The organism is Marasmitruncus massiliensis, from assembly GCF_900186535.1.
Taxonomy (GTDB): Bacteria; Bacillota; Clostridia; order Oscillospirales; family Ruminococcaceae; genus Anaerotruncus; species Anaerotruncus massiliensis_A.
Map to the genome: position 1 here is coordinate 897,023 of NZ_FYDE01000005.1, position 24,279 is coordinate 921,301.

At 52.5% G+C, this 24,279-nt stretch carries 22 protein-coding genes; 19 read left to right on the top strand and 3 right to left on the bottom strand.

Annotated features, from left to right (window positions below; all coding sequences use genetic code 11):
- Positions 1-119: 119 nt before the first annotated feature.
- The gene (locus C1A10_RS12380) at positions 120-698 is read right to left on the bottom strand and encodes a xanthine phosphoribosyltransferase (RefSeq protein ID WP_101910556.1); all 579 of its coding nucleotides are present in this window, start codon (positions 696-698) and stop codon (positions 120-122) included.
- A gap of 405 nt (positions 699-1,103) precedes the next feature.
- On the opposite strand from C1A10_RS12380, the gene C1A10_RS12385 reads away from it, so the two are divergent.
- From C1A10_RS12385 to C1A10_RS12465, 17 genes are all read left to right on the top strand, one after another.
- Entirely contained in the window at positions 1,104-1,652 is a 549-nt protein-coding gene (locus tag C1A10_RS12385) for a helix-turn-helix domain-containing protein (RefSeq protein ID WP_101910557.1), read from the top strand.
- A 47-nt stretch (positions 1,653-1,699) separates the two neighbouring features.
- Positions 1,700-3,379, top strand: coding sequence for an AMP-binding protein (locus tag C1A10_RS12390; protein ID WP_101910558.1), 1,680 nt, complete (start codon positions 1,700-1,702; stop codon positions 3,377-3,379).
- Between the two features lie 184 nt (positions 3,380-3,563).
- Entirely contained in the window at positions 3,564-4,052 is a 489-nt protein-coding gene (locus C1A10_RS12395) for a ribosome maturation factor RimP (protein WP_101910559.1), read from the top strand.
- A gap of 47 nt (positions 4,053-4,099) precedes the next feature.
- A complete protein-coding gene (gene nusA, locus C1A10_RS12400) occupies positions 4,100-5,191 on the top strand; it encodes a transcription termination factor NusA (protein WP_101910560.1) in 1,092 nt (363 codons plus the stop codon).
- 24 nt (positions 5,192-5,215) lie between these two features.
- Positions 5,216-5,491, top strand: coding sequence for an RNase P modulator RnpM (gene rnpM / locus C1A10_RS12405; protein ID WP_101910561.1), 276 nt, complete (start codon positions 5,216-5,218; stop codon positions 5,489-5,491).
- Complete coding sequence (locus C1A10_RS12410) at positions 5,484-5,789, top strand: L7Ae/L30e/S12e/Gadd45 family ribosomal protein (protein ID WP_180951126.1); 306 nt, start codon at positions 5,484-5,486, stop codon at positions 5,787-5,789. Before rnpM ends, C1A10_RS12410 begins: the two co-directional genes overlap by 8 nt.
- Positions 5,790-5,887: 98 nt before the next feature.
- Positions 5,888-8,359 carry a translation initiation factor IF-2 gene (gene infB, locus C1A10_RS12415; RefSeq protein WP_101911654.1) on the top strand — a complete coding sequence of 824 codons (2,472 nt, stop codon included), beginning with the start codon at positions 5,888-5,890 and terminating at the stop codon, positions 8,357-8,359.
- Positions 8,360-8,422: 63 nt separating this feature from the next.
- On the top strand, positions 8,423-8,761 hold the full coding sequence (rbfA, locus tag C1A10_RS12420) for a 30S ribosome-binding factor RbfA (protein WP_101910563.1): 339 nt from the start codon (positions 8,423-8,425) through the stop codon (positions 8,759-8,761).
- 113 nt (positions 8,762-8,874) lie between these two features.
- Positions 8,875-9,846 carry a DHH family phosphoesterase gene (locus C1A10_RS12425; RefSeq protein ID WP_101910564.1) on the top strand — a complete coding sequence of 324 codons (972 nt, stop codon included), beginning with the start codon at positions 8,875-8,877 and terminating at the stop codon, positions 9,844-9,846.
- Between the two features lie 55 nt (positions 9,847-9,901).
- A complete protein-coding gene (gene truB, locus C1A10_RS12430; protein WP_101910565.1) occupies positions 9,902-10,801 on the top strand; it encodes a tRNA pseudouridine(55) synthase TruB in 900 nt (299 codons plus the stop codon).
- 5 nt (positions 10,802-10,806) lie between these two features.
- The gene (gene ribF, locus C1A10_RS12435) at positions 10,807-11,793 is read left to right on the top strand and encodes a riboflavin biosynthesis protein RibF (protein ID WP_101910566.1); all 987 of its coding nucleotides are present in this window, start codon (positions 10,807-10,809) and stop codon (positions 11,791-11,793) included.
- Positions 11,794-11,909: 116 nt separating this feature from the next.
- The gene (rpsO, locus tag C1A10_RS12440) at positions 11,910-12,176 is read left to right on the top strand and encodes a 30S ribosomal protein S15 (RefSeq protein WP_101910567.1); all 267 of its coding nucleotides are present in this window, start codon (positions 11,910-11,912) and stop codon (positions 12,174-12,176) included.
- A 189-nt stretch (positions 12,177-12,365) separates the two neighbouring features.
- Positions 12,366-14,483, top strand: coding sequence for a polyribonucleotide nucleotidyltransferase (locus C1A10_RS12445; protein ID WP_101910568.1), 2,118 nt, complete (start codon positions 12,366-12,368; stop codon positions 14,481-14,483).
- A 221-nt stretch (positions 14,484-14,704) separates the two neighbouring features.
- Positions 14,705-15,976 (top strand): hemolysin family protein, encoded by a 1,272-nt coding sequence (locus tag C1A10_RS12450; protein WP_101910569.1) that lies wholly within the window; start codon positions 14,705-14,707, stop codon positions 15,974-15,976.
- Between the two features lie 10 nt (positions 15,977-15,986).
- A complete protein-coding gene (gene proB / locus C1A10_RS12455; protein WP_101910570.1) occupies positions 15,987-16,799 on the top strand; it encodes a glutamate 5-kinase in 813 nt (270 codons plus the stop codon).
- A 29-nt stretch (positions 16,800-16,828) separates the two neighbouring features.
- Complete coding sequence (locus C1A10_RS12460; RefSeq protein WP_101910571.1) at positions 16,829-18,073, top strand: glutamate-5-semialdehyde dehydrogenase; 1,245 nt, start codon at positions 16,829-16,831, stop codon at positions 18,071-18,073.
- A 17-nt stretch (positions 18,074-18,090) separates the two neighbouring features.
- Positions 18,091-18,918: a hypothetical protein gene (locus C1A10_RS12465; RefSeq protein WP_145997737.1), complete on the top strand. Its 828-nt coding sequence runs from the start codon at positions 18,091-18,093 to the stop codon at positions 18,916-18,918.
- A 174-nt stretch (positions 18,919-19,092) separates the two neighbouring features.
- On the opposite strand, the gene C1A10_RS12470 is transcribed toward C1A10_RS12465, so the two are convergent.
- A complete protein-coding gene (locus C1A10_RS12470; protein WP_145997738.1) occupies positions 19,093-19,929 on the bottom strand; it encodes a hypothetical protein in 837 nt (278 codons plus the stop codon).
- Between the two features lie 111 nt (positions 19,930-20,040).
- Positions 20,041-21,420, bottom strand: a complete 1,380-nt coding sequence (locus C1A10_RS12475; protein ID WP_101911655.1) for a citrate synthase — start codon at positions 21,418-21,420, stop codon at positions 20,041-20,043.
- Positions 21,421-21,649: 229 nt separating this feature from the next.
- Here C1A10_RS12475 and spoIID point away from each other — a divergent pair, with 229 nt between their 5' ends.
- Entirely contained in the window at positions 21,650-22,705 is a 1,056-nt protein-coding gene (gene spoIID / locus C1A10_RS12480) for a stage II sporulation protein D (protein WP_101910574.1), read from the top strand.
- Positions 22,706-22,851: 146 nt separating this feature from the next.
- A complete protein-coding gene (trkA, locus tag C1A10_RS12485; protein WP_101910575.1) occupies positions 22,852-24,255 on the top strand; it encodes a Trk system potassium transporter TrkA in 1,404 nt (467 codons plus the stop codon).
- Positions 24,256-24,279: the final 24 nt, after the last annotated feature.

Below are 24,279 nucleotides of genomic sequence, written 5' to 3' on the forward strand. Positions count from 1 at the left end.
CCCAAATTCGAAATCCAGGGTTTGGGGATTGCGGGGAACAATCCGCAGTCCCGTTTATCTTGTAAACGCCGCGACTCCAGAACAGCATAGCTGCAGTTGCGGCATTGACAACGCAAAATTTAATCGCGGAAGAAAACTTCGCCGGTCTGGTCATTCATGCTGTCAACAATTGCAAGGGACTCCACACGCACGCCATGGCTGCGCACACGTTCGCCGCCTTCCTGAAACCCCTTTTCAATGACGATCCCGGCTCCGATCAAAGTCGCTCCGGAATCACCCACCAGTTTGCACAAGCCCTCAAGCGCAGACCCTTTCGCGAGGAAATCGTCGATAATCAGCACACGGTCGTTGGGGCCGAGGAATTTTTTGGATACAATAATGTCATAAACACGTCCGTGGGTAAAGGATTCAACGCGCGAAGTAAATACCTCGCCGTCGATATTTTTGCTCTGTGACTTTTTTGCAAATACAACGGGAACATTAAAAAACTGCGCTGTGACGCAGGCAATACCGATGCCGGAGGCTTCGATCGTCAAAATTTTGGTCACATCGCAGTCTGCAAACAGACGTTTGAATTCCTTTCCGATTTCGGAAAAAAGGCCGATATCCATTTGATGGTTCAGGAAACTGTCCACCTTCAGCACATTTCCGGCTTTTACATGTCCGTCTTTGATAATTCGCTGTTTAAGCAGTTCCATAAGCAGCAGGTACCTCCAACTCATTCTTTCACACAACGCGCCGTTAAAAAGGCGGATAAAAACCAAATGTCGAACCCTTATCAGAAAGCGTTCGACATTGAATCCGTTTCTATGCCTTACAGTTTATCGTAAATAGGCTGTTTGTTCAAGGGTGAAACCGTAAAAATTCTGCTCAACATTACAGCGGTTTGTTGGGCAGATTCACGATTAGTATACAGAAAAATTGTGAGCATTGCTTAAAAAAATTTTCCTGTTTAAAGCTTCAAACAGCTGGTGAGCGGCTTTTTAAGCCGGATCGTCCGAAACTATAAAAAATACTTGCAATTTAACCAATTAAATTATAAAATAAAATACAATGCCGTTTAGGCATGGCAAAGATAAAATGTTGGAAAAAGGAGGAGCAGTATGAACGAACAGATCAGACAGATCGCCGAGCGTATCAAAGAACTTCGCACCATTCTAGAAGTCGAGGCAGCGGACCTCGCAAAACAGGTGAACGTATCCGTAGAAACCTATGAGCAGTATGAAAATGCAGAAACGGATATCCCGATAGGGGTAATTTATGGAGTAGCGGCGGCGCTGAATGTCGACCCTACCGTGCTCCTCACTGGGGAAGCCCCCCGTATGAGCAACTACACGATTGTCCGCCAGGGCAACGGCGTGTCCGTGGAACGGTATAAGGGCTACAAATTCAGTTCTCTGGCTTTTAACTATATCGGGCGCTCTTTTGACCCGATGATCGTTGACCTGGAACCGATGGAAAAGGGCCCGGAACTTGTTACCCACGGCGGGCAGGAGTTCAATTATGTCCTGAAAGGCACCGTACAGCTGGTAATCGGCAACAAGGAGTTTTTTCTTGAGGCCGGCGACAGCGCGTTCTTCAATCCCATGACCCCTCACGGCCAGCGTGCCGTAGGCGGCCCCGTACGCTTTCTTACCATCATTAACGAGTAAGAAAGCGGCCCGATTTTTAAATTTGAAGAAGGAACGGTGTATTTCCCATGTTAGAAAACTATCTGCCCCGTGAGAGCTTTACTTCTTACGAGGATTTTAAAGCAAACTATCGTTTGAATATTCCCGCTGATTTTAACTTTGCCTATGACGTGATTGACGAATGGGCAAAACAGGACCCCGGCAAGCCCGCGCTTGTGCGCGTCGATGACTTCGACGCGGAGGAGCGCCTGACCTTTCACGACCTGATGGAACGTTCGATGCAGGCGGCCAACTATTATAAATCCCTGGGTGTGAAAAAGGGAGATTTTGTCCTGCTGATTCTGCGCCAGCGGGTGGAAGCGTGGGTCTGCATGCTCGCGCTGCACCGTATCGGCGCTATCGTGATTCCGGCAACCTTTCAGCTGATGCCGCACGACATCGAATACCGCTGCAACAAGGCCGGCGTAAAGGTGATTACCTGTGTGGACGACCCGGAACTGCTCGCCAGCATCGCGCAGGTACGCGCTCAGTGCTCCGCTTTGGAACATGTGACCGTTGTGGGAAACCATATTCCCGTTCCCGGCGGCTGCAATGATTTCCGCGAGGAAGTGGCTGCTTTTCCGCCGGAGTTCCCCCGCCCGCAGGGCGCGGAGTCTACCGACGTTAACGACCTGATGCTGGGGTATTTTACGTCCGGAACAACCGGTATGCCGAAGCTGATTGTGCATAATTACAGCTATCCGCTCGGGCATATCACCACGGCGCACTACTGGCATCAGGTGGAGGACGGCGGCCTGCATTTCGTTTCCGCGGATTCGGGCTGGGCGAAATTCGGCTGGGGCAAAATCTATGGGCAGTGGATCTGCGGCGCAGTGATTGTCGCCTATGACACGGAGGGAAAATTTGACCCGCACCACATGCTGGAGACCATCCAGCGGCTGCGCCCCACGACCTTCTGCGCGCCGCCTACGGTCTACCGGTTTTTGATTAAAGAGGATCTTTCCAAATATGACCTGTCTTCCCTGAAGAAATGCACGATCGCCGGCGAACCGCTCAATCCGGAAGTGTTCAACAAATTTAAGGCGGCAACCGGTCTGGAATTGACCGAGGGCTTCGGCCAGTCGGAAACCACGGTGATCATTGCGAATTTTCCCTGGTTCCCGATCAAACCGGGCTCCACGGGGAAGTTCTCACCTCTTTATGATCTGGATATTGTGGATGAAAACGGCAACAGCTGCGAAGACGGTATCGTCGGCACTATTGTGGTGAAAAATCTGGACAGGCAGCGTCCGGCCGGACTGCTGGTGGAATATTATCAGGACAAGGCAGCGAATGACGCCGCGTTTTTCAACAACCTCTATTCGACGGGGGATACAGCGTGGAGAGACAGTGACGGTTATATCTGGTTTGTGGGGCGCAATGATGACGTGATCAAGTGCTCCGGCTACCGGATTGGGCCTTTTGAGGTCGAATCTGCGCTGATGACCCATCCGTCTGTGCTGGAGTGCGCGGTTACAGCGGCGCCTGATCCCGTGCGCGGTCAGGTGGTCAAGGCGACTGTGGTGCTGGCAAAAGGATATGCCGCTTCGGACGCGCTGAAAAAAGAGCTTCAGAACCACGTGAAAAAGGAAACGGCTCCTTATAAATATCCGCGTATTATTGAGTTTGTGGACGAGCTTCCCAAGACCATCAGCGGAAAAATCAAACGAAAGCAAATTCGTATGGATGACCATGCCAAACAGCAGTAAAACGCGTAAATGATGAAGACAGAGGCAAAATTGCAGACGTAATTTTAATGTCTCACGGATAAAACCCGCATAAATAGCTTGCATTTGACAAAAAACTATGATAAACTTACTACTGTAAGAATAGAAACGAACGTGAAAGAGTGAGGTTGACCTCACTCTTTCGTTTATGTATGGAGGGATTTGCTTGACCCAGCCGAAAGGCAGGAAAAACACCGCCGCCGTTTGCGCGGAGCTGGCGGCTCCCATAGCGGAAAAACTGGGCGTTTATATTTGGGACACTGTATTTGAAAAAGAAGGCGCGGGCTGGTATCTGCGCTATTTTATCGATAAGGATGCCGACGGGGGCGTTACCATTGACGAATGCGAATCGTTTTCCCGTGCTGTGAGCGATCTTCTGGATGAAACCGACCCGATTGAACAGAGCTATTGCCTGGAGGTCGGTTCGCCGGGAATTGAGCGGAAGTTGACGAAAGACTGGCATTTTCAGAAATATATGGGAAGCGCCGTGCTGATTCGGCTGATCAGGCCCGTTGACGGGCAGAGGGAATTCTGCGGCCTGCTTACCGGATTTAACCCCGAGACCCGCACGGCTGTAATTGAACTGGACGAGGAATCCCAAATGGAGGTCACTTTAGACGAGGCGGCATACATCCGCCTTTCCGTGGAGATTTAAATCAAAATCAGAGATACTATTATAGAATAACTGGAGGAATCCGAAAAATGGCTACCAGCAAAAAAGACACCTCATCGAAGGAAAAAGACAACAGCGAATTTTTCGAAGCGCTTTCACTTTTGGAAAAGGAAAAGGGGATTCCTGCCAGGATGCTGGCGGAAAAGATTGCCACCGCGATCGGCAATGCAATCCGGCGTGATATGGGTGCGTCCGACGACAGTCTGGTCGAGATTGACCCTGTGACCAGACGTTTTTATGTTGCCATGCGTAAAGAGGTCGTGGAGGAAATATCCAATCCTGCGCAGGAGATTCTGGCGGAGGAAGCGAAAAAATACGACAGTTCCGCCACGCTGGGCGATATGGTTGAGGTGCCGCTGGATACAAAACAATTTGGAAGAATTGCCGCACAGACCGCCAAGCACGTCATCCGTCAGGGAATCCGCGAGGTCGAGCGCGGGCAGCTGTTTGAAGAATATTCCAGCCGCCAGCATGACATTGTAACGGCGACGGTGATCAAGACCGACCCCAAAAAAGGAAATGTGACGCTGGAAATCGGCAAATCCGAGGCAATCCTGCCGAAAAGCGAGCAGGTTCCCGGGGAGGAACTGCCCGACAATGCGCGCATTAAAGTCTATGTGGTCGACGTCGTGAACGGAGAAAAAGGGCCGCGCATCATGATTTCCCGCACCCATCCGGGTTTGGTGAAACGGCTGTTTGAAATGGAAGTGCCGGAAATTTTCGACGGCACAATCGAAGTAAAATCCATCTCCCGCGAGGCAGGTTCCCGCACCAAAATCGCGGTATGGAGCAATGACGAAAATGTCGACCCGGTCGGCGCCTGCATCGGGCCGAAAGGCCAGCGGGTCTCCGCGATCGTGGATGAACTCGGCGGGGAAAAGATTGATGTCGTGAAATACTCCAATGACCCGGCTGAATTTATTGCCGCCGCGCTTTCGCCGGCGACTGTGGTCAGCGTGGAAATAGATCCCGAAGGAGCCAAGAGCTGCCGTGTCACCGTTCCGGATCATCAGCTGTCGCTTGCAATCGGAAACAAGGGGCAGAATGTCCGCCTTGCCGCCAAACTGACCGGCTGGAAGATTGATATCAAGCCGGAATCCGGATTTTACGGCGAAGAATAAGAACCTGACCTAAGGAGGTTTTTCATGGTACAAAAGAAACTGCCGGTGCGTATGTGCTCCGGATGCTCCGAGCATAAACTGAAAAAGGAGCTTGTGCGTGTGGTGCGCACGCCGGAAGGGGAAATTTTGCTGGATCTTACCGGCAAAAAATCGGGAAGGGGAGCCTATGTCTGCCCCAACCTGGAATGCCTGAAAAAAGCGCGCAAAGCACACCGTTTTGAACGCGCGCTTGACTGTAAAATTCCGGATGAGGTCTATGATCGTCTGGAAGCGGAAATGAGGGATGCGGGCAATGGATAAGCTGATGAACGCAATTTCCCTCTGCCGCAAGGCAGGCAAGCTCAAAATGGGCACAGACGTTGTTATGGAGCAGATTCAGGGAGGAACTGCCAAGTTGGTGCTGACGGCATCCGACATCGCAGACCGTTCCCGCCGGCAGATCGATTTTGCGTGTGCCCGGCACAAGGCACCTGTGAAAACGATTCCTTATACGATGGAAAGCCTCTCGATGGTTACTGGAAAAAAATATGGCATCCTTGCTGTTTGTGACAAGGGATTCGCTGAAATGATAGGGGGGCTTGTCCCGCCCGCGGGGTAGTATCCGCAATGATGAAAAAGTACAGCCGCGGCGCAGTCTGTGGTTGTTTTGCGCAATAGCTGCAGACAAACGGACAAGAGGAGGATTTTTTGAATATGATGATAGAAAAATACAGGGTACATGAGGTCGCGAAGGATTTGAATCTGCCGACAAAGGAAGTCGTGGATTTGCTTGCTGCGAATTTTGAGGGTGAGCGTAAAAGTATGACGGCTTTAAATGAAGAAGAACTGAGCGTCGTTTTCAACCATTATACCAATGAAACACAGGTTGAAAATTTTGATGAATATTTCGCTGCGGGAGAAGCAAAGAAGCAGGCTGCCAAAGAAGCGGCTAAGGCTCAGTCACGCCCAACCCAGCCCCAGCAGCAGGGCGGTCAGCGTCCGGTTCAGCAGAACAGGCCGCAGCAGAATAACACGCAGCAGAACCGTCCTCAGCAGGGCGGCCAGCGTCCGGTTCAGCAGAACAGGCCGCAGCAGAATAATCCACAGCAGAACCGTCCTCAGCAAGGCGGTCAGCAGCGTCCGGTTCAGCAGAACAGGCCGCAGCAGAATAATCCTCAGCAGCCTGCCAGGCCGCGTACAGCGCATCCGGCTACCACTGTGGATATGCGCGCCGGTTCCACTCAGGTGGAAATGGAGAAATATAACGAAAAATATGATAACCTTGCTCAGACGAAGCTTGGCAACAAGGATGTCAGTGTGCAAAAGCAGAAACTGACTCAGAAGAGTGCGCAGCGCCGTGCGGGTAAACCGGTAATGTCCCGCAAGGAAAAAGAGGATGCTAAAATGCGCAAGCTGGAGCTTGAGCGTCAGCGCCGCAAAAACCTGGAAATTACCCTGCCGGAAGAAATCCTCGTGGGGGACCTTGCGGCGCGTCTGCATGTAACCTCCTCCGAGATTATCAAACGCCTGATGACTCTGGGCGTTATGGCTTCTGTCAACGAGGTGATCGATTTCGATACAGCTTCCATGGTGGCAATGGAAATCGGCGCTAAGGTCGAAAAAGAAGTGGTTGTCACCATTGAGGACCGTTTGTTTGAGATGGAAGAGGATACGGATGAAAACTTGTCCGAACGACCGCCCATCGTTGTGGTCATGGGCCATGTAGACCACGGCAAAACCTCAATTCTGGATGCTATCCGCCACGCCAACGTTACCGAAGGCGAGGCCGGCGGTATCACCCAGCATATTGGCGCTTATCAGGTGGTGGTGAACGACCGACCAATCACCTTCCTCGATACCCCCGGACACGCTGCATTTACCGCGATGCGCGCGCGCGGCGCGCAGGTAACGGATATTGCCGTTATTGTTGTCGCGGCGGATGACGGCATCATGCCCCAGACAGTCGAAGCGATCAACCATGCGAAAGCGGCCGGCGTTTCGATCATCGTGGCAATCAACAAGATGGATAAGCCCCATGCAAACCCGGATAAGGTGATGCAGGAACTGACCGAGTATGAACTGGTTCCCGAAGCGTGGGGCGGCGACGTCCCCTGCATCCCTGTTTCCGCAAAGAGCAAACAGGGCATCGGAGATCTGCTCGAGATGATTCAGCTGGTTGCGGATACCAGCGAGCTCAAGGCCAACCCAAACAAGCTGGCAAAGGGCACAGTCATCGAAGCGAAGCTCGACAAGGGCCGCGGGCCGGTTGCAACCGTGCTTGTTCAGAGCGGAACCCTCCATGCGGGCGATGTGGTTATCGCCGGTACTTCAGTGGGCCGTGTGCGTGTCATGCTCAGCGACAAGGGCGAAAAAGTGGAAGTTGCGGGGCCGGCTATGCCGGTTGAGATCACCGGCCTTGACAGTGTGCCGGATGCGGGAGATATCTTTAATGCGGTTGAGGACGAGCGTCTGGCGAAAGAACTGGTTGACAAGCGCAAGTTTGAAAATAAACAGGAACAGTTCAGCGCTTATGAAAAGGTAACGCTAGATAACCTCTTCAGCCATATTTCCCAGGGAGATATTAAGGAACTGCCCATCATTGTCAAGGCGGATGTGCAGGGTTCCGTGGAAGCGGTGAAACAGTCGCTCGAGAAGCTGTCCAATGATGAGGTCCGGGTCAAGGTGATCCATGGCGCGGTCGGCGCGGTATCCGAAAGCGACGTTATGCTCGCTGACGCTTCCAACGCAATCATCGTCGGATTCAATGTGCGCCCGGACCCCGTAGCGAAAGAGAACGCCGACCGTGACGGTGTAGAGCTTCGCCTTTACAGAATTATTTACGATGCCATTAATGATGTTGAAACGGCGATGAAGGGCATGTTGGCTCCCAAGACGCGCGAAGTCGACCTCGGACGGGCGGAAGTGCGCCAGGTATATAAAATTACCGGCGTGGGCGCTGTGGCGGGCTGCTATGTGCTGGAAGGCAAAATTGCCCGCAACGCGGAAATCCGTGTGGTGCGCGACGGCATCATCATTGCCGACGATAAGCTGGCCAGCCTCAAGCGGTTCAAGGACGATGCCAAAGAGGTCGCCAAGGGATATGAGTGCGGCATGAGTCTGAATAAGTTCAACGATATCAAAGAGGGCGATATCTTTGAAGCTTATGAAATCGAAGAGTATCGGGAATAATCATACAGGGGGGCGGGCGTTCTGCCTGCCCTTTACCTTTCTGAGCATAAAGGAGGAACCGCCATGGCATCGTACAGGGCGTCGCGCACGGAGGAAGATATCAAGCGGGAACTGACAGACATTATGCGTTCGCTGAAAGACCCGCGCGTTTCGGGGCTGATCAGTATTGTAAAAATGGACCTTTCAGGCGACATGTCGCACTGCAAGGTTTATGTCAGTTCGATGGACGGCATCAAAAACGCGGAAAATGCGGTAAAGGGGCTTTCCAGCGCAGCTGGTTTTATCAAGCGGGAACTTAACTCCCGAATGAAGCTGCGCAAGCTTCCTGAATTTCATTTCATTGCGGATGATTCGATCGCGCACAGCGCGGACATCGTGCGTATGCTGGAAGATCTGAAATAACGGGAAACTATCCTGTGGCCGGCTTTCCTTCCGGGAAATCCAGCTGCAGGACAGATAGATTTTTTACTCCGTCCCAATGCGGGTCATGCATGCAGGGCTGAAAGGGTGATCCTATGAACAGCAGAGATGTTACAACACAAGAAGCGGCCGAATTGCTGTCCGCCGCGGACCGGATTTTGATTTTATGCCATATGAAGCCGGACGGGGACACGTTTGGCTGTGGGTTTGCCATGCTGTACGGCCTGCGCGCACTGGGGAAAACAGTCCGCATCGCCTGTTCCGACGGTTTTGGCCCCCGGTACAGTTTCTTATATCCGGAAAATTTTGACGAGAGCGCGCAGCCGGATTTCGAACCGGACTTCGTACTGGCGGTAGACATTGCGGATACGCAGCTGCTCGGCCCCCGGACGGCCTGCTGGAAGGACCGGGTGGATCTTTGCATTGACCACCATCCGTCCAATTCGCGGTATGCGACACATCTGAGGCTGAACACTGAAGCCGCCGCCACGGCGGAAGAAACCTATGCGGTTCTGGAAGCGCTTGGTGCGCCTCTCGACGCCCGGACTGCCACCTGCATCTATACCGGCCTTTCGACCGATACCGGATGTTTCCGCTATTCGAATGTGACCGCCAACACCCACCGTCTCGCCGCCAAAATGATTGAAGAGGGAATCGATCATTTTATGGTCAATAAGCGGATGTTCGAAACACGGTCGGTCGCACGCATGGAAATTGAGCGGCTGGTGATGGATACCCTCGAATATTATTATGGGAACCGGTTTGCCATTATTGTGATTTCGCAGAAAAACGTTGAAAAAACCGGCGTCCCTGAGGATGACCTGGAGGGGATTTCCGCGATACCGCGCACGATTGAAGGGGTGGAGGTTTCCGCGACCCTGCGGGAAAAGGGCGATAAGAAGTACCGCGTCTCCATCCGCAGCAATGAAAAGGTGAACGCTTCCCAGGTCTGCGGTTTATTCGGCGGCGGCGGGCACGAAAGGGCGGCAGGCTGCATGATAGAGGGCCCCCTTGAGGAGATCAAGGCAAAGCTGGTGGAAGTCCTCGCTCCGTGGCTTCAGGATTGATGCGGGCGGTTAACAGAACAGTGGCCTTTGCGCCAAAAGAAAGGCGGGAATCAGTTTGCCGGATTTCACCGGGATTCTTTGTATTGACAAGCCGTCCGGCTTTACATCTTTCGACGTAGTGGCTAAAATGCGCGGCATTGCGCGGGAGCGCCGCATCGGGCACGCGGGTACGCTTGACCCGATGGCGACCGGCGTATTGCCGCTGTTTTTCGGGCGGGCGACAAAGGCCTGCGATATTCTGCCCCTGCAGGATAAACGCTATACGGCGACGTTTCGGCTGGGTATTACAACCGATACGCAGGATATTACAGGCGCCGTGTTGTCGCAAAGCCCTGTGAATGCGGACAGAAAAGCCGTCGAAGCTGCTGCTGCGCAGTTTGTGGGCGCCATCCAACAGGTTCCGCCCATGTATTCCGCGGTCAAGGTAAACGGACAGCGGCTCTACGATCTTGCCCGCAGGGGTGTGGAAGTGGAGCGTCAGGCGCGGGAAATCACGATCTACAGCATTGAATTTCTGGATTGTGATGAGGAGAACACCTATTCCATCGATGTTTTTTGCTCCAAAGGGACCTATATCCGCACGCTGGTCGCGGATATAGGGGAAGCGCTTGGCTGCGGGGCTGCTCTGACCGCCCTGCGCCGGACGATGGCGGCAGGCTTTACGCTGGATCAGTGCATAACGCTTGAACAGGCGCAGCAGCTTGCGGGCGAGCGGCGGCTGCCTGCGGCGGGTGTGCCGGTCGAATATGCGTTTGAGCCGCTGCCCAAGGCACAGCTTACTGAAATGCAGACCAAGATGGCGTTGAACGGCGTCAGCCTGGATCCGTCCCGTGTCAGCGGTGTCGGCGTGGCGGAGCGGTATTCCGTCTATTCGGATAAAGGAATTTTTATCGGTATCGCCGCCGTTGCCGGCGGGAATTTCAAAATGACAAAACTGTTCACACTGGAGGTTTGAAACGGATGCCCATTCGGATTTACACTTCGCTCGAGGAGCTGCTGCCCTGCGGAAAGAGCGCAGTAGCGCTCGGCTATTTTGACGGGCTTCATGCCGGCCACGCGGCAGTTATTTCGCGGGCTGTCGCGAAAGCGGAGGAGGGGTTTTGCCCCTGTGTATTTACGTTTACAGTCAAAGGGGGACATCCCAAAGCCAAACCGCAGGACAGCGAAATTACAGCCGAAAGCCAGAAGCGTTCCCTTTTGGAGCAATGGGGCGTCCACCTCGTTCTGGAACCGGACTTCAGCGAATTTCAGCAGATGCCTCCGGAAAAATTTGTGGATGAAGTGCTGCTGCACAGGATGCATGCGGCGGTTGTCTGTTGCGGAACTGATTTCCGCTTCGGCCACCGTGCGTCGGCGGGAGTCAATGAGCTGGCAGCTCTTTGCAGGGACCGGAAGATCGCGCTGGAAGTTGTGCCGCCCGTTACCTATGAGGGGGAGCGTGTCAGCTCTACCCGTATCCGCGCGCTGCTGGAAGCCGGTAACGTGGAACAGGCCGCTGTTTTGCTGGGGAGGCCGTTCGCTTATGACTTTCCTGTCGCCCACGGCAGGCAGCTAGGCCGGAAACTGGATTTTCCTACGATTAATCAGGCTATTCCCGGGGAGTTCGTAAAGCTGCGCCGGGGCGTCTATGCGTCTGTAACCTGCGCAAAAGGCAGTTTCTACCCGTCGGTTACCAATATCGGCGTCAGGCCGACGGTGGACGATCATCAGCCGGTAACATCCGAAACCAGTATTTTCGGCTTTTCGGGGGACCTTTACGGACAGAAGGTGGAAGTGCGTCTGCTGAAATTTCTGCGTGCGGAAAAGAGTTTTCCCTCGGTACAGGCGCTGCGGGAACAGATTGTAATTGACAGCGCCGCGGCGCTTCCGATCAGCCGCAGTTATCTGGATGGAGAGGCAAATTACGGGCGCATAGGGACTTTACAATCTGCCCATACTATGTTATAATCAGCAATTAAGCGACCTTTTCCCGGAGACAGGGATACACGCCTGTTATACACAGGATTGTTCACCCGCCTGTCCCTGAGATACAGGACGAAAATTTATGATGAGGTGAAACAGTTATGTTGCGCAAAGAAGAAAAACAAGAAGTCATCCAGTCCAACAAACAGCATGAAAATGACACTGGTTCTCCCGAGGTACAGATTGCAATTCTGACCAAGCGGATTAATGATCTGACCGAGCATGTCAAAATTCATGCAAAAGACCACCACAGCCGCCGCGGCTTGCTGAAAATGGTCGGTAAAAGAAGAAATATGCTCAATTACCTTGCCAAGAAAGATATCGAACGCTATCGTGCGCTGATTGCAAAACTCGGCCTGCGTAAGTAAGTATCCACCGGGAAGGCAGGCGGAAGGAATCCGCCTGCCTTTCAAGGCATTTTTAACCCCGCGGAGCTGTGGAAAGCACTTTTAGCAGTTACTTGAGCGCTCGAGGTCCCCCTTTGAACGCTGAAATACTTGCTAAAAAGTACGCAGCTCCGTATCAGAAACAGCTAAATTTGAAACGGAGGAACTGCAATGTTTGAAAATTACAAAGTATTCGAAACTGAATTGGCCGGCAAAAAAATTATTTTTGAAACCGGCAAAATGTGCTGCCTGTCCAACGCGTCTGTTCTTGTCCGCTATGGCGAGACGGTCGTTCTGGTCAATGTGACCGCTTCTCAGAAGCCCCGTGAGGGCGTCGACTTTTTCCCTCTCTCTGTTGATTTTGAAGAAAAATTATATTCTGTGGGAAAGATTCCGGGCTCGTTCATCAAACGCGAATCCCGTCCGTCCGATAAGGCAATTCTCTGCTCCCGCCTGGTTGACCGCCCCATCCGCCCGCTGTTCCCGAAGGATATGCGCAACGACTGCTCGGTTGTCATGACGGTGATGTCGGTCGATCCTGACTGCCTGCCTGAAATCGCGGGCATGATCGGTACTTCATTTGCGCTGTCCATTTCGGATATTCCCTGGAACGGGCCGATTGCCGGCGTCAACGTTGGCCTTGTGGATGGCGAAGTCGTCGTCTGCCCGGACGCCGCGCAGCGTGAGAAAAGCGGCCTGAACCTGACAGTTGCCGCCAATGAAGATGTGATCTGCATGATTGAAGCGGGCGCAAACGAGGTGTCCAACGATGTCATGCTGGATGCCATCATCAAGGGCCACCAGGAAATCAAGAAGATGGTGCAGTTCATCAAACATGTCCAGGCACAGATTGGCAAACCGAAATTCAGCTTTGAATCGATGGAAGTGCCTCACGACCTGTTCGACGCGGTGGAGGCTTTTGCCGCGGAAGATGTGAAATATGCGCTTGATACCGACAACAAGCTGATTCGTGATGAACGTCTGGCTCCGATCGTGGAAAAAATCCATGAAAAATTCGACGAGCAGGTCGGTGACAAAACCGCTGTGCTCGATGAAGTTGTTTATAAGCTGCAGAAGAAAATTGTCCGCCGCTGGCTGCTTGATGAGCAGAAGCGTGTGGACGGGCGCGGCATGGATGAAATCCGCCCGCTGGCTGCCGAGGTGGGAATCCTGCCCCGCGTGCATGGTTCCGGTATGTTTACCCGCGGCCAGACACAGGTGCTGACCGTTGCAACGCTTGGTACGATCGGCGAGGCGCAGAAGTTGGACGGCATTGACGACCAGGAAGAGAAACGCTATATTCATCACTATAACTTCCCGTCCTACTCGGTGGGCGAAACCCGCCCGAGCCGCGGACCTGGCCGCCGTGAAATTGGTCACGGCGCACTTGCGGAACGGGCGCTGGAACCGGTGATTCCTTCCGTTGAGGAGTTCCCCTACACGATCCGCCTTGTGTCCGAGGTGCTTTCTTCCAATGGTTCTACCTCACAGGGCTCCATCTGCGGTTCCACACTGGCACTGATGGATGCGGGCGTGCCCATTAAGGCCCCGGTTGCCGGTATTTCCTGCGGCCTGATCACTGAGGGCGACCGTTGGATGACCATGGTGGATATTCAGGGCTTGGAAGATTTCTTCGGCGATATGGACTTTAAGGTGGGCGGCACCAAGAACGGTATCACCGCCATCCAGATGGATCTGAAGATTACCGGTCTGACTTATGACATGATCAAAGAAGCGTTTGAAAAAACCTACAAAGCCCGGATGTATATCTTGAACGATATCATGCTGCCGGTCATTCCGGAGCCGCGTGCGGAGCTTTCCAAGTATGCGCCGAAGATGAAGACGATGAAGATCCATCCCGACAAGATCCGCGAAGTCATCGGTTCGGGCGGCAAGGTGATTCAGAAAATCTGCGCTGACTGCAATGTGAAAATTGATATTGATGACGATGGAAATGTATTTGTTTCTTCTACCGATGCGGATGGCCTGCGCCGCGCGATTTCGATTATCGAAACCATTGTGAATGACCCGGAAGTGGGCGCGATTTATAAAGGTAAAGTAACCCGGCTGATGAATTTCGGCGCGTTTGTGGAACTGGCTCCTGGAAAAGAGGGTCTGGTTCATATTTCCAAGCTGGATATGGGCAGGGTCGAGAAGGTTGAGGATGTTGTCGCGGTCGGCGACGAAGTGATTGTAAAAGTGACTGAAATCGACCAGCAGGGCAGAATTAATCTGTCTCGCCGCGATGCGCTCCTTGCGATGGAAGCAAAGAAAGGCGCTGCCAAATAAGGATGACATGCACAGCAGCCGGACGGTTTGTCCGGCTGTTTTCGCATATTGGGTGCTTTCTGCGGGGAAACAGGCACCAAATGGAAATTGAATTTTCGGTAAACATATGCTAAAATGAGTTGTTACGGAATGAAATATTTGCTATGATAAATAACGGAAATGATCCGTTTGGCTGGTTTCACAGATCCTGTGAAATCTGAATTTTGGAGGCTGAATTTTTTTTGGACGATACAAATGGTTTATCCTATCTGTTTCTGTTGGTTCTGCTGGCGTTGTCCGCATTTTTCTCCGCGAGTGAGACGGCGTTTTCTTCTCTGAATAAAATCCGTTTAAAAAACTATGCGGATGAAGGAAACCGGAAAGCAAAACGCGCGCTGCGCATCGCAGAAAATTTCGACAAGATGCTTTCCACGATCCTTGTGGGAAACAATGTAGTCAATATGGCCAGCGCTTCGCTTGCCACTCTGCTTGCGACTGCTGTATTCGGCGCGTCCGGTGCCGCGATTGCCACAGCAGCCATAACGGTTTTGGTTCTGATTTTCGGCGAAATCCTGCCGAAATCGCTTGCAAAAGAAAACAGTGAGAATGTGGCCATGGCTTTCGGCGGTCTGCTTTCTATGCTGATGAAGTTGCTGACCCCGATTGTTTTTGTGTTTGTCAAAATCAAGGAGTTTTCAATGCGCTTGATTCATCATGGAAAAACCCAGCCGTCTGTCACCGAGGAAGAACTCAAATATATTGTTAACTCTATTGAGCAGGAAGGTGTGCTGGAGGAGCAGGAAAGTGACCTTGTGCGCTCCGCGCTGGAGTTTGACGAGATTATGGTGCAGGAGATTCTGACGCCCCGGGTGGATCTGACCGCAATCAATGTGGATACCAGCCTGCAGGAAGCGCTGAAAGTTGTTTTAGACGCTCATTTTTCCCGTATCCCTGTCTATCGGGGAACGATTGACAACATCATCGGCGTTTTGCAGGTGCGCGATCTGCTCAAAGCGGTTGTTACCGGCGAAGAAACGCGGCTGTCCCATCTGGTCACTGATTGTATTTATATACATAAGACCATGAGGATTTCAAAGCTGCTGACAGAGCTGAAGTCAAAGAAAATGCATCTCGCGGTCGTTACCGACGACTACGGCGGAACCATGGGCATCGTTACCATGGAGGATGTGCTGGAACAGCTGGTCGGCGACATCTGGGATGAAAGCGACGAGGTGGTGGATGACCTGGTGAAGACCGGGGACGACACTTATCTGGTAAGCGGCGATATGAATGTATTTTCCCTGCTGGAGGACTTGGAAATTGACGACCGGGATTTTGACAGCGACTATAATACGGTTGGCGGCTGGGCAATGGAAATGCTGGGCCACATCCCACAGCCGGGGGAGCAATATGCCTACCGGAATCTGACTGTGACGGTTATGGTGGTCGAGGAGCAGCGGATTATCTCGCTGCGTGTGCAGAAACTGCCTTCGGCGGATGAAGAAACAGAATGAGGGAATCGACATGAGGAATTTTAACCAGGCCAAACGGATCGTGATCAAAATCGGCTCTTCTACGCTCACCCATGAGAGCGGCCTGCTCAATATCCGCAGGGTGGAAGAACTGGTGAAGGTGCTGGCTGATATCAAAAACAGCGGGAGGCAGATTGTTCTGGTCAGTTCGGGCGCAATGGCGGTCGGGGTCGGCAAGCTCGGCCTCGCCGGAAAACCCGGGGATATGCCGGGAAAGCAGGCGGTTGCCGCCGTGGGCCAGTGCGAGCTGATGTATACATATGATAAGCTGTTTTCGGAGTTTAACCACGTGACCAGCCAGATCCTGCTGACGCGCGACGTGGTTGATGAGCCGCTGCGCAAGCAGAATGTCCGCAATGTGTTCAAGCGGCTGATCGAGATGGGGACCATTCCGATTGTGAATGAAAATGACTCGGTCTCCACCGAGGAAATTGAATTCGGCGATAACGATACCCTTTCCGCGATTGTCAGCGTGATTGCCGAAGCGGATTTATTGATTGTACTCAGCGATATTGACGGCCTTTATGAAGAAGACCCCCGTATCAATCCACACGCACGGCTGATTTCGGAGGTGCACGAGATTACGCCGGAAATTGAGTCGGCTGCCGCGGGCGCCGGCAGCAACCGGGGAACCGGAGGTATGATTACGAAGATCCATGCCGCAAAAATTGCCAATGCGAATGGCGTAGATATGGTAATCCTGAACGGCGATCATCCCAGAAAGCTATATAGTTTGCTGGAAAATGAGGACATCGGTACCTATTTTTCAACGAAGTCAAGACAAAAGCATACGAATTACAAATGATAGAAGCCTGATGAAAGGGTGTGAGCGGATTGAATTCATTGACAGAGCTGGGCAAGCGCGCAAAAGCGGCCTCAAGGGGTTTATCCTGTCTGTCTACCGCACAAAAAGATGCGGCGCTGCGGGCGATAGCGGCTTCCCTGCGGGAGCATGCAAAGGAGATCATAGAAGCAAATGCCCGTGATCTCGATGCGGCGCAGGAAAGCGGGATGTCCGCATCCCTGCAGGATCGCCTCCGGCTGACGAAAGACCGGATTGATGCAATTGCCGGTGCGGTAGAAGAGATTGTCAAGCTGGAGGACCCTGTCGGTCAGGTGATCGGGGGCGGAAACCGCCCCAACGGGCTGAAAATTGAAAAAATCCGGGTGCCGCTCGGCGTCGTGGGAATGATTTTTGAAGCGCGTCCCAATGTGACTGTGGATGCCGCGAGTCTCTGTTTAAAATCCTCAAACGCATGTATCCTGCGCGGCGGCAAGGAGGCAATCCATTCCAATACCATGCTTGCCGGGCTGATGCGCGGCGCATTGGCGTCACAGGGGCTTCCGCGGGATGCTATTCAGCTGGTGGAGGACACCTCCCGGCAGAGTGCCGGCGACCTGATGAGCCTTAATGGCTATCTCGATGTGCTGATTCCCCGCGGGGGCAAGGGGCTGATCCGCGCGGTAGTGGAAAATGCCACTGTGCCTGTGATTGAAACCGGCGCGGGAAACTGCCACATTTTTGTGGATGCTTCCGCGGATGTGGATCTCGCGGTTTCGGTCTGCGACAACGCAAAAACCTCACGCCCGTCGGTATGCAACGCGGTGGAAACGATCTTGGTGCACCGTGAAATTGCACCGGCGTTTCTGCCCAAGCTGAAAGCGGCACTGGATGCCCATCAGGTGGAACTGAGGGGCTGTGCGCGGACCGCCGCGCTGATTCCCGAGGTGATACCAGCCACGGAGGAGGATTACGCGACGGAATATGACGACTATATTCTTGCGCTGCGCGTGGTGGACAGTCTGGAGGACGCGATCGTGCATATCCAGACCTACTCAACAGGACATTCCGAGGCAATCCTCACGAACGATTACCGCAACGCGCAGGAATTTACCGCGCGTATCGATTCTGCGGCGGTGTATGTCAATGCTTCCACCCGTTTTACCGACGGCGGAGAATTCGGGTTTGGCGCGGAAATCGGTATTTCCACACAGAAGCTGCATGCGCGCGGGCCGATGGGCCTTGCGGAATTGTGCTCCTGTAAATATATTGTGACCGGAAACGGACAAATCCGCTGATGGGAAAGGAAGGAACGATGGAACAGTCGAAACGCAACAGGCCGGCGCGGCTGGCCGAGGAAATGCAGTATCGCAGGAATAAGTATGCCGCGCCGGTTGGAGGCGTGTTTATCCTTCTGGCACTGGTCGGTATGGTAGCGCTGGGAGCTTTCTGTGTTCAGTTTACACGCGGGATTTTGGATAACTCCGGAGAGAAGGAAATGTTCGAAGATGTCATTACGCCGGTGCTGATGTTTGACCCGGTGCCTTTTGAAAAAGCTTCGGATGCGGACCCGGTATTCCTGTTGCAGTCCTCTCTCTGGAGCACGATGCTCGGAGAAAAGAGGGACAGCTACCAGTTCGACGCGCTGGGACGGCTGATCGTACCCGCTTCTGACGTGGATGTTGCGTGCGCCCGTCTGTTTGGATCGGAAATCAAATTACAGCATCAGACGTTCGGTGACTATGAAGTTGCTTATGTTTACGACGAATCCACAAAGACCTATTTCGCGCCGGTCACCCTGCAGGCAAACCAATATTCGCCAAACGTTGAACGCGTCGTAAAAAAGGGGAATGTATTTACCCTGACAGTCGGCTACATTCCTCCTGCGAACGCATGGACACAGGCGCAGAATGGGAAAAGCAACGAGCCTGTCCCGGAAAAGGAAATGATCTATGAGCTTTTAAAGAACAAAGATAACTATCAGCTGGTGGCTATCCGCGATCTTCCCAAATCGAGCTCTTCCAGCTCTTCCTCCAGCATCCCCTTTAATCAGACAAAGCCGGCGGTCCCGGCGGTGACGACGCCCGATCTATCGAGTTCCATGGATTTTGGAACAGATATTGACAGTTCGGACGCAGCATAACAAAGTTTCGAATAAAAAGACTGAGCATCACATGCTATTGTGATGCTCAGTCTTTTTTGTTGGCTGTTTTTCGAAAGAGTGAGAGGCCTCATCTGCACAGTAATCTTCATGTAAGAATAACGGAAAGCGCCGCCGGTACTATTTTGTACCAGCGGCGCTGAATCAATGAATCTGTTATTCACGGCGCAGTGAGAAAACCGAGGATGCCGCATAAAACCCCATGCATAAATAGAATAAGGCGGCAAAGGGAGAAAGCCCGATTTCAACAACCTTACCTGCGAATGACGCAGCCAGAACGCCCAGAGAAAGGGGCACAGCAACCAAAGAAAAGGGCAGGCCAAACATGATCAGCTGGCGGGTGCCCTTTTTTGCATCAATGCCGCCTAACATACGCCCATTTGCAAGGAGAAACGGAACCATCAAGATCAGCATGACGATCGCCAGTATCTGATCAGAAACGCTGCGCATCAGCGTGTAATCCATAAATGTGGTCAGCAGCATGGCGGATTGCCAGAGAACGGGCAGTAAAAGAAGAACTCCATGATACCGGCCGGCTCCGTGGGTCCCCTTCAGGCCGATGACGATCCACAAAATTCCGGCAATCACCGGTGCGGCAAGCAGGCAAACTATGCCGAACACAGATATAAGCAGGGAAAACAGTACGGCCACTCCGGGCAGGTCAGGGCTAAAAGTCAGCAGGCTGTCCACTTGTTCAAGCAGTGAGGAACCGACAAACACCAGTGCGGCGATACCGGAAGCGATTAAGAATACCCGCGCTGGAAGGTTCATGTGAAAAACCGGTGCGGCCTCTTTGCTCTTGGAAAGCCATCCAAACAGCAAGAGGGCAATACAGCTTACCCCCAGAACCCAGTTGAAGATGGAAGAAAGCGCCAGATTGTCTTTGTAGAACCCGGTGGAAGGGTCAATGGCAGAAAGCTTCAAATAAATACGCAGTACCGTGCAGCACAAAAGCGCAGCCGGAAAAATTAGTTTTTGTGGTTTAATAAGCATGAAAATCCCTTTCCGGCCAAAACCAGCCAAGAACGCTATCCCGCCCTTCTGCGGAACGCTACATAATTATACCGCTTGACCGGAAATCGGTCAAGCGGTATCCTGCGATGGTCAGGGCCTTTCATGCAATGGAATATAGGATGACGGTTTCGAAATTGGTTTGTAGGCCGGCCTGATGATTTTGTTCCCGGTGGTGATTTCCTCCAGCCTGTGGGCACACCAGCCGGCTGTGCGCGCAATGGCGAACAAAGGCGTATGCAGTTCGTCCGGAATCCGCAGCATCCGGTAAACCAACCCCGAATAAAGGTCCACATTGTTGCTGACCGGACGGCTGCTGCCCCATTTTTCACGCAGGACGTCAGGCGCAAGCCGCTCGACAGCGTCAAGAAGCCGGAACTCTCCTTCAAAGTCGGTTCCATGCGCTATATGCAGCGCATTTGCCTTGAGGACAATGGCACGTGGATCGCTCTTCGTATAGACAGCATGCCCCATGCCGTAAATCAGCCCAGAACCGTCGCCCTCCTGCCTGTTCACGATTTTCCGGAGAAACTCACGGATTTCCTGGTCATCGTCCCAGTTGGAAACGCCTTCTTTCAGATACTCCAGCTGTTCGATAACCTTGCAGTTTGCCCCGCCGTGACGAGGCCCTTTCAATGAGCCGATTCCCGCGGCAATCGCGGAATAGGTGTCCGTACCCGACGAGGTCAGGACACGGACGCTGAAGGTCGAGTTGTTGCCGCCGCCGTGCTCGCTGTGCAGCATCAGACAGAGGTCAAGAAGCCGTGCTTCTTCTTCAGTGAACTGCTTATCCGAGCGAAGCAGGCGAAGAATATTCTGGGCGGTCGAATAATCCGGCCGGGGATTATGTAGATACATGCTGCGTCCGTCATAGATTCTTTTTTTTACCTGATAGGCGGAAACCATGATTGAAGGCATCCGCGCGATGAGCTGGATCGACTGCCGGATGACGTTTTCGACAGAGGTGTCCTCAGGATTGAAATCATAAGTATAAAGCGCCAGTACTGAACGCGCAAGCATATTCATAATATTGGGGCTGGCGACCTTCATAATAATGTCTTCGGTAAAATTGTCGGGAAGTTCGCGTGAGGCGGCGAGTATTTGCAAAAATTGATTCAGTTTTTTCTCATTGGGAAGCGAACCCATCAGCAAAAGCCATGCGGTTTCCTCGAAAATATAGCGGTTTTCTGCCCGGCATCCGGCAATCAGGTCGTTAATATTGATGCCGCGGTAAATCAGTTCACCGTCAATCGGCATCTTTTCACCTTCGCTGAGCAGATAGCCGTGTACGTTACAGATTTGCGTGATTCCGGCCAGCACGCCAGTGCCGTCGGAGTTGCGCAGACCCCGCTTGACATTGTACTGATTGAACAATGCCGGATCGAAACTGTTATAGCGGGGATATTCGTCGCATAGTAATTGAATATCCTTTTGAAGCTGCTCATTCGGTTTTTCGGGGTCTCTGCTATACATGATGGACATGGCTCCTTTCCTTCCCAACGGGTCATTCGGCGTAAATGCCGCCAGCAGATATGCAGACTATGTGCAATTCTTTTGACTGACAGCGAAAACAGGCCAACTGTTCGATGTGCAATGCAAATATTGTATAACAGTAAAGTGTCAAAGTCAATAGAATTTCCTCCGGAAAAACAGAGAAAATGAAAGTTTCAATTGGAAATCTTTCATAATCGAGGGATATGAAATGAACCGCAGAGGAGTGGCAATCGCACTATTTGCCTTAATGATGTTTCTGGTCCCGCTTTTGGCGCTAACTGGCGAAAAAGTGGACGTGCAGTTTTCGAACTCTTCAAATGCATATGGAGCATCCTCCAAAATGCAGCCGCAGCAGGACCAGTCCAGCCAGCCGCAGCAGGAAGACCAAGTAAAACCCTCTGAAACCATTTCGGTTTCAGGGGAGAATTTCCGGATTCTGAATGAGCATACCGGAAAAATCTTTGAAGTGTCGCCGAAGGAGTATGTTCGGGGAGCACTTGCGGCGGAAATGCCTCCGACTTTTCACCCGGAAGCAATGAAGGCGCAGGCTGTAGCCGCGCATACCTATGCGCTCTGCCGCCGCGAGCAGGCGAGGGCAAACGGAGAAAATTCAGATTTTTCAGCGGATCCGGAAAATTGGAAGGTATATACCACCGAGAAACTGTTCCGTGAACGATACGGAGACCTTGCGGATGCTTACTGGAAAGCAATCTGCCAGGCAGCCGACGAGGTCGCAGGCTATATTCTCACCTATGAGGGGGAGCCGATTGTGGCGGCGTACCATTCCATGAGCAGCGGAAAAACAGAGGACGCGTCCAATGTGTGGACAGGCGGAAAGCCATACCTTGTTCCGGTTGACAGCTTCGGCGACACGCTGGCCCCCGACTACCGCATGACAGTGACCCTTTCGTCAGACGAACTTGCCGGCGCTTTGCGGAAAGCCTGGCCGGACCTCGTTCTGGAAGGCGACGCTTCCGGCTGGATCGGGGAGGCGCAGCGCTCTGAAAGCGGCTATATTACGGAAATTACAGTGGGCAATCAAACGGTATCGGGGGCGGATTTTCGCACGGCTTTGGATCTGCGGTCTTCCGATTTCACGGTTTCCTATGACGGGGGAGAATTTACCTTCAAAGTAGTCGGCTATGGGCACGGGGTGGGCCTTTCCCAGTATGGAGCCGATTATATGGCGCGGCAGGGCGCGTCTTTTGATGAAATTCTGCTTCATTATTACCAGGGAGCTGCGCTTGCTGCCGCCGCTTCCTGATACTGTGTGGGCGGTCCTGCCATTTTCTGCACTTTAAAAGACAGGCTTGTATCTTGAGACAAAGCGTGTTAAGATTGTGCTAAGAATATAAAGGCGTCGATATTGGAAATTTCCTCGGCGGCGCAGAAAGAGGCAGGATAGAGGGCATGAAAATTGTCATTGTAGGTGACGGTAAGGTTGGCTTTGCGCTGACCCAGCAGCTTTCAAAAGAAGGCCATGACGTTGTCGTAATTGACAGCAATAAAAATGTATTGCAGGAATCCCTTGTGACGCTGGATGTCATGGTTGTTCATGGAAACGGCGCCAGCCTGCGGGTACAGAAAGAAGCCGGAGTTGAAAGCTGTGACCTGGTGATTGCCGCCACTTCCGCGGATGAGATCAATCTGCTCTGCTGTATCATTGCGAGAAAGCTTGGGCACGCACATACCATCGCACGTGTGCGCAACCCTGAATATGCAGAGCAGCTTTTCTTTTTAAAAGAAGAACTGGGGCTGAGCATGATGATCAACCCCGAACGTACGGCGGCAAACGAGATTTTTCGTTTGCTGCAATTTCCGTCTTTTCTGAAACGGGATTCCTTTGCCAAGGGGAAGGTGGAAATCGTAGAAATTGTTTTAAAGGAAAACGGTGTCCTGGACGGCAAACAGCTGCTTGACCTTTATAAGATCGCAAAGGTGCGTGTGCTGGTCTGCGCTGTGGAACGCGGCAGTCAGGTATACATCCCTGACGGGAACTTCCGCCTGCAAAAAGACGATAAGATTTATGTGACCGCGCCTACGCGTGACCTCGCCGCGCTGATCAAGCATATGGGCCTGTACACACACAGAATCAAGGACGTCTTAATTGTCGGCGGCAGCAATATCGCCTATTACCTTGCGGCGGATTTAATCGCGTCGGGTGTTGCCGTGAAAATTATCGAAAACAAACACAGCAGGTGTATGGAGCTGGCGGAACTGCTGCCAAAGGCTTCGGTTATCGAAGCGGACGGATGCAGCAAATCGGTTCTGCTGTCTGAAGGAATCGAAAGCACCGACGCGGTGGTGACATTGACAAATATTGACGAGGAAAACCTGCTGGTATCGATGTATGCGAATTTTTTGCAGGTTCCCAAGGTTGTTACAAAGATCAACCGGACCGAATATAACGAGGTGTTCCGCGGAAAAGGGATCGACTGCGTGATCAGTCCCAAACTGCTGACTTCCAACGATATCGTGCGTTATGTGCGCGCTATGCAGAATACTTCCGGCGGCTCTGTGATTACGCTCCACCGTCTGGTGGACGGCAGGGTGGAGGCGTTGGAATTTCTTGCGACGGAGGATACGCGCTATCTTGGGCAGACGCTCCTGCAGATTCAGCTGAAGCCGAATATTTTGATTTCCTGCATCAACCGCGGCGGTAAAATTATCATTCCAAACGGCGAAACCACCATCGAGCTGAGAGATACGGTGATTGTGGTAACGACAGCCGACCGGCCCATTAACACGCTCAATGATATTTTTGAGGAACCTCCGGTTCCGTCGATGACATACGATTCCACAAACTGCATTTGAATTGATTTCAGCATGTTGGACAGG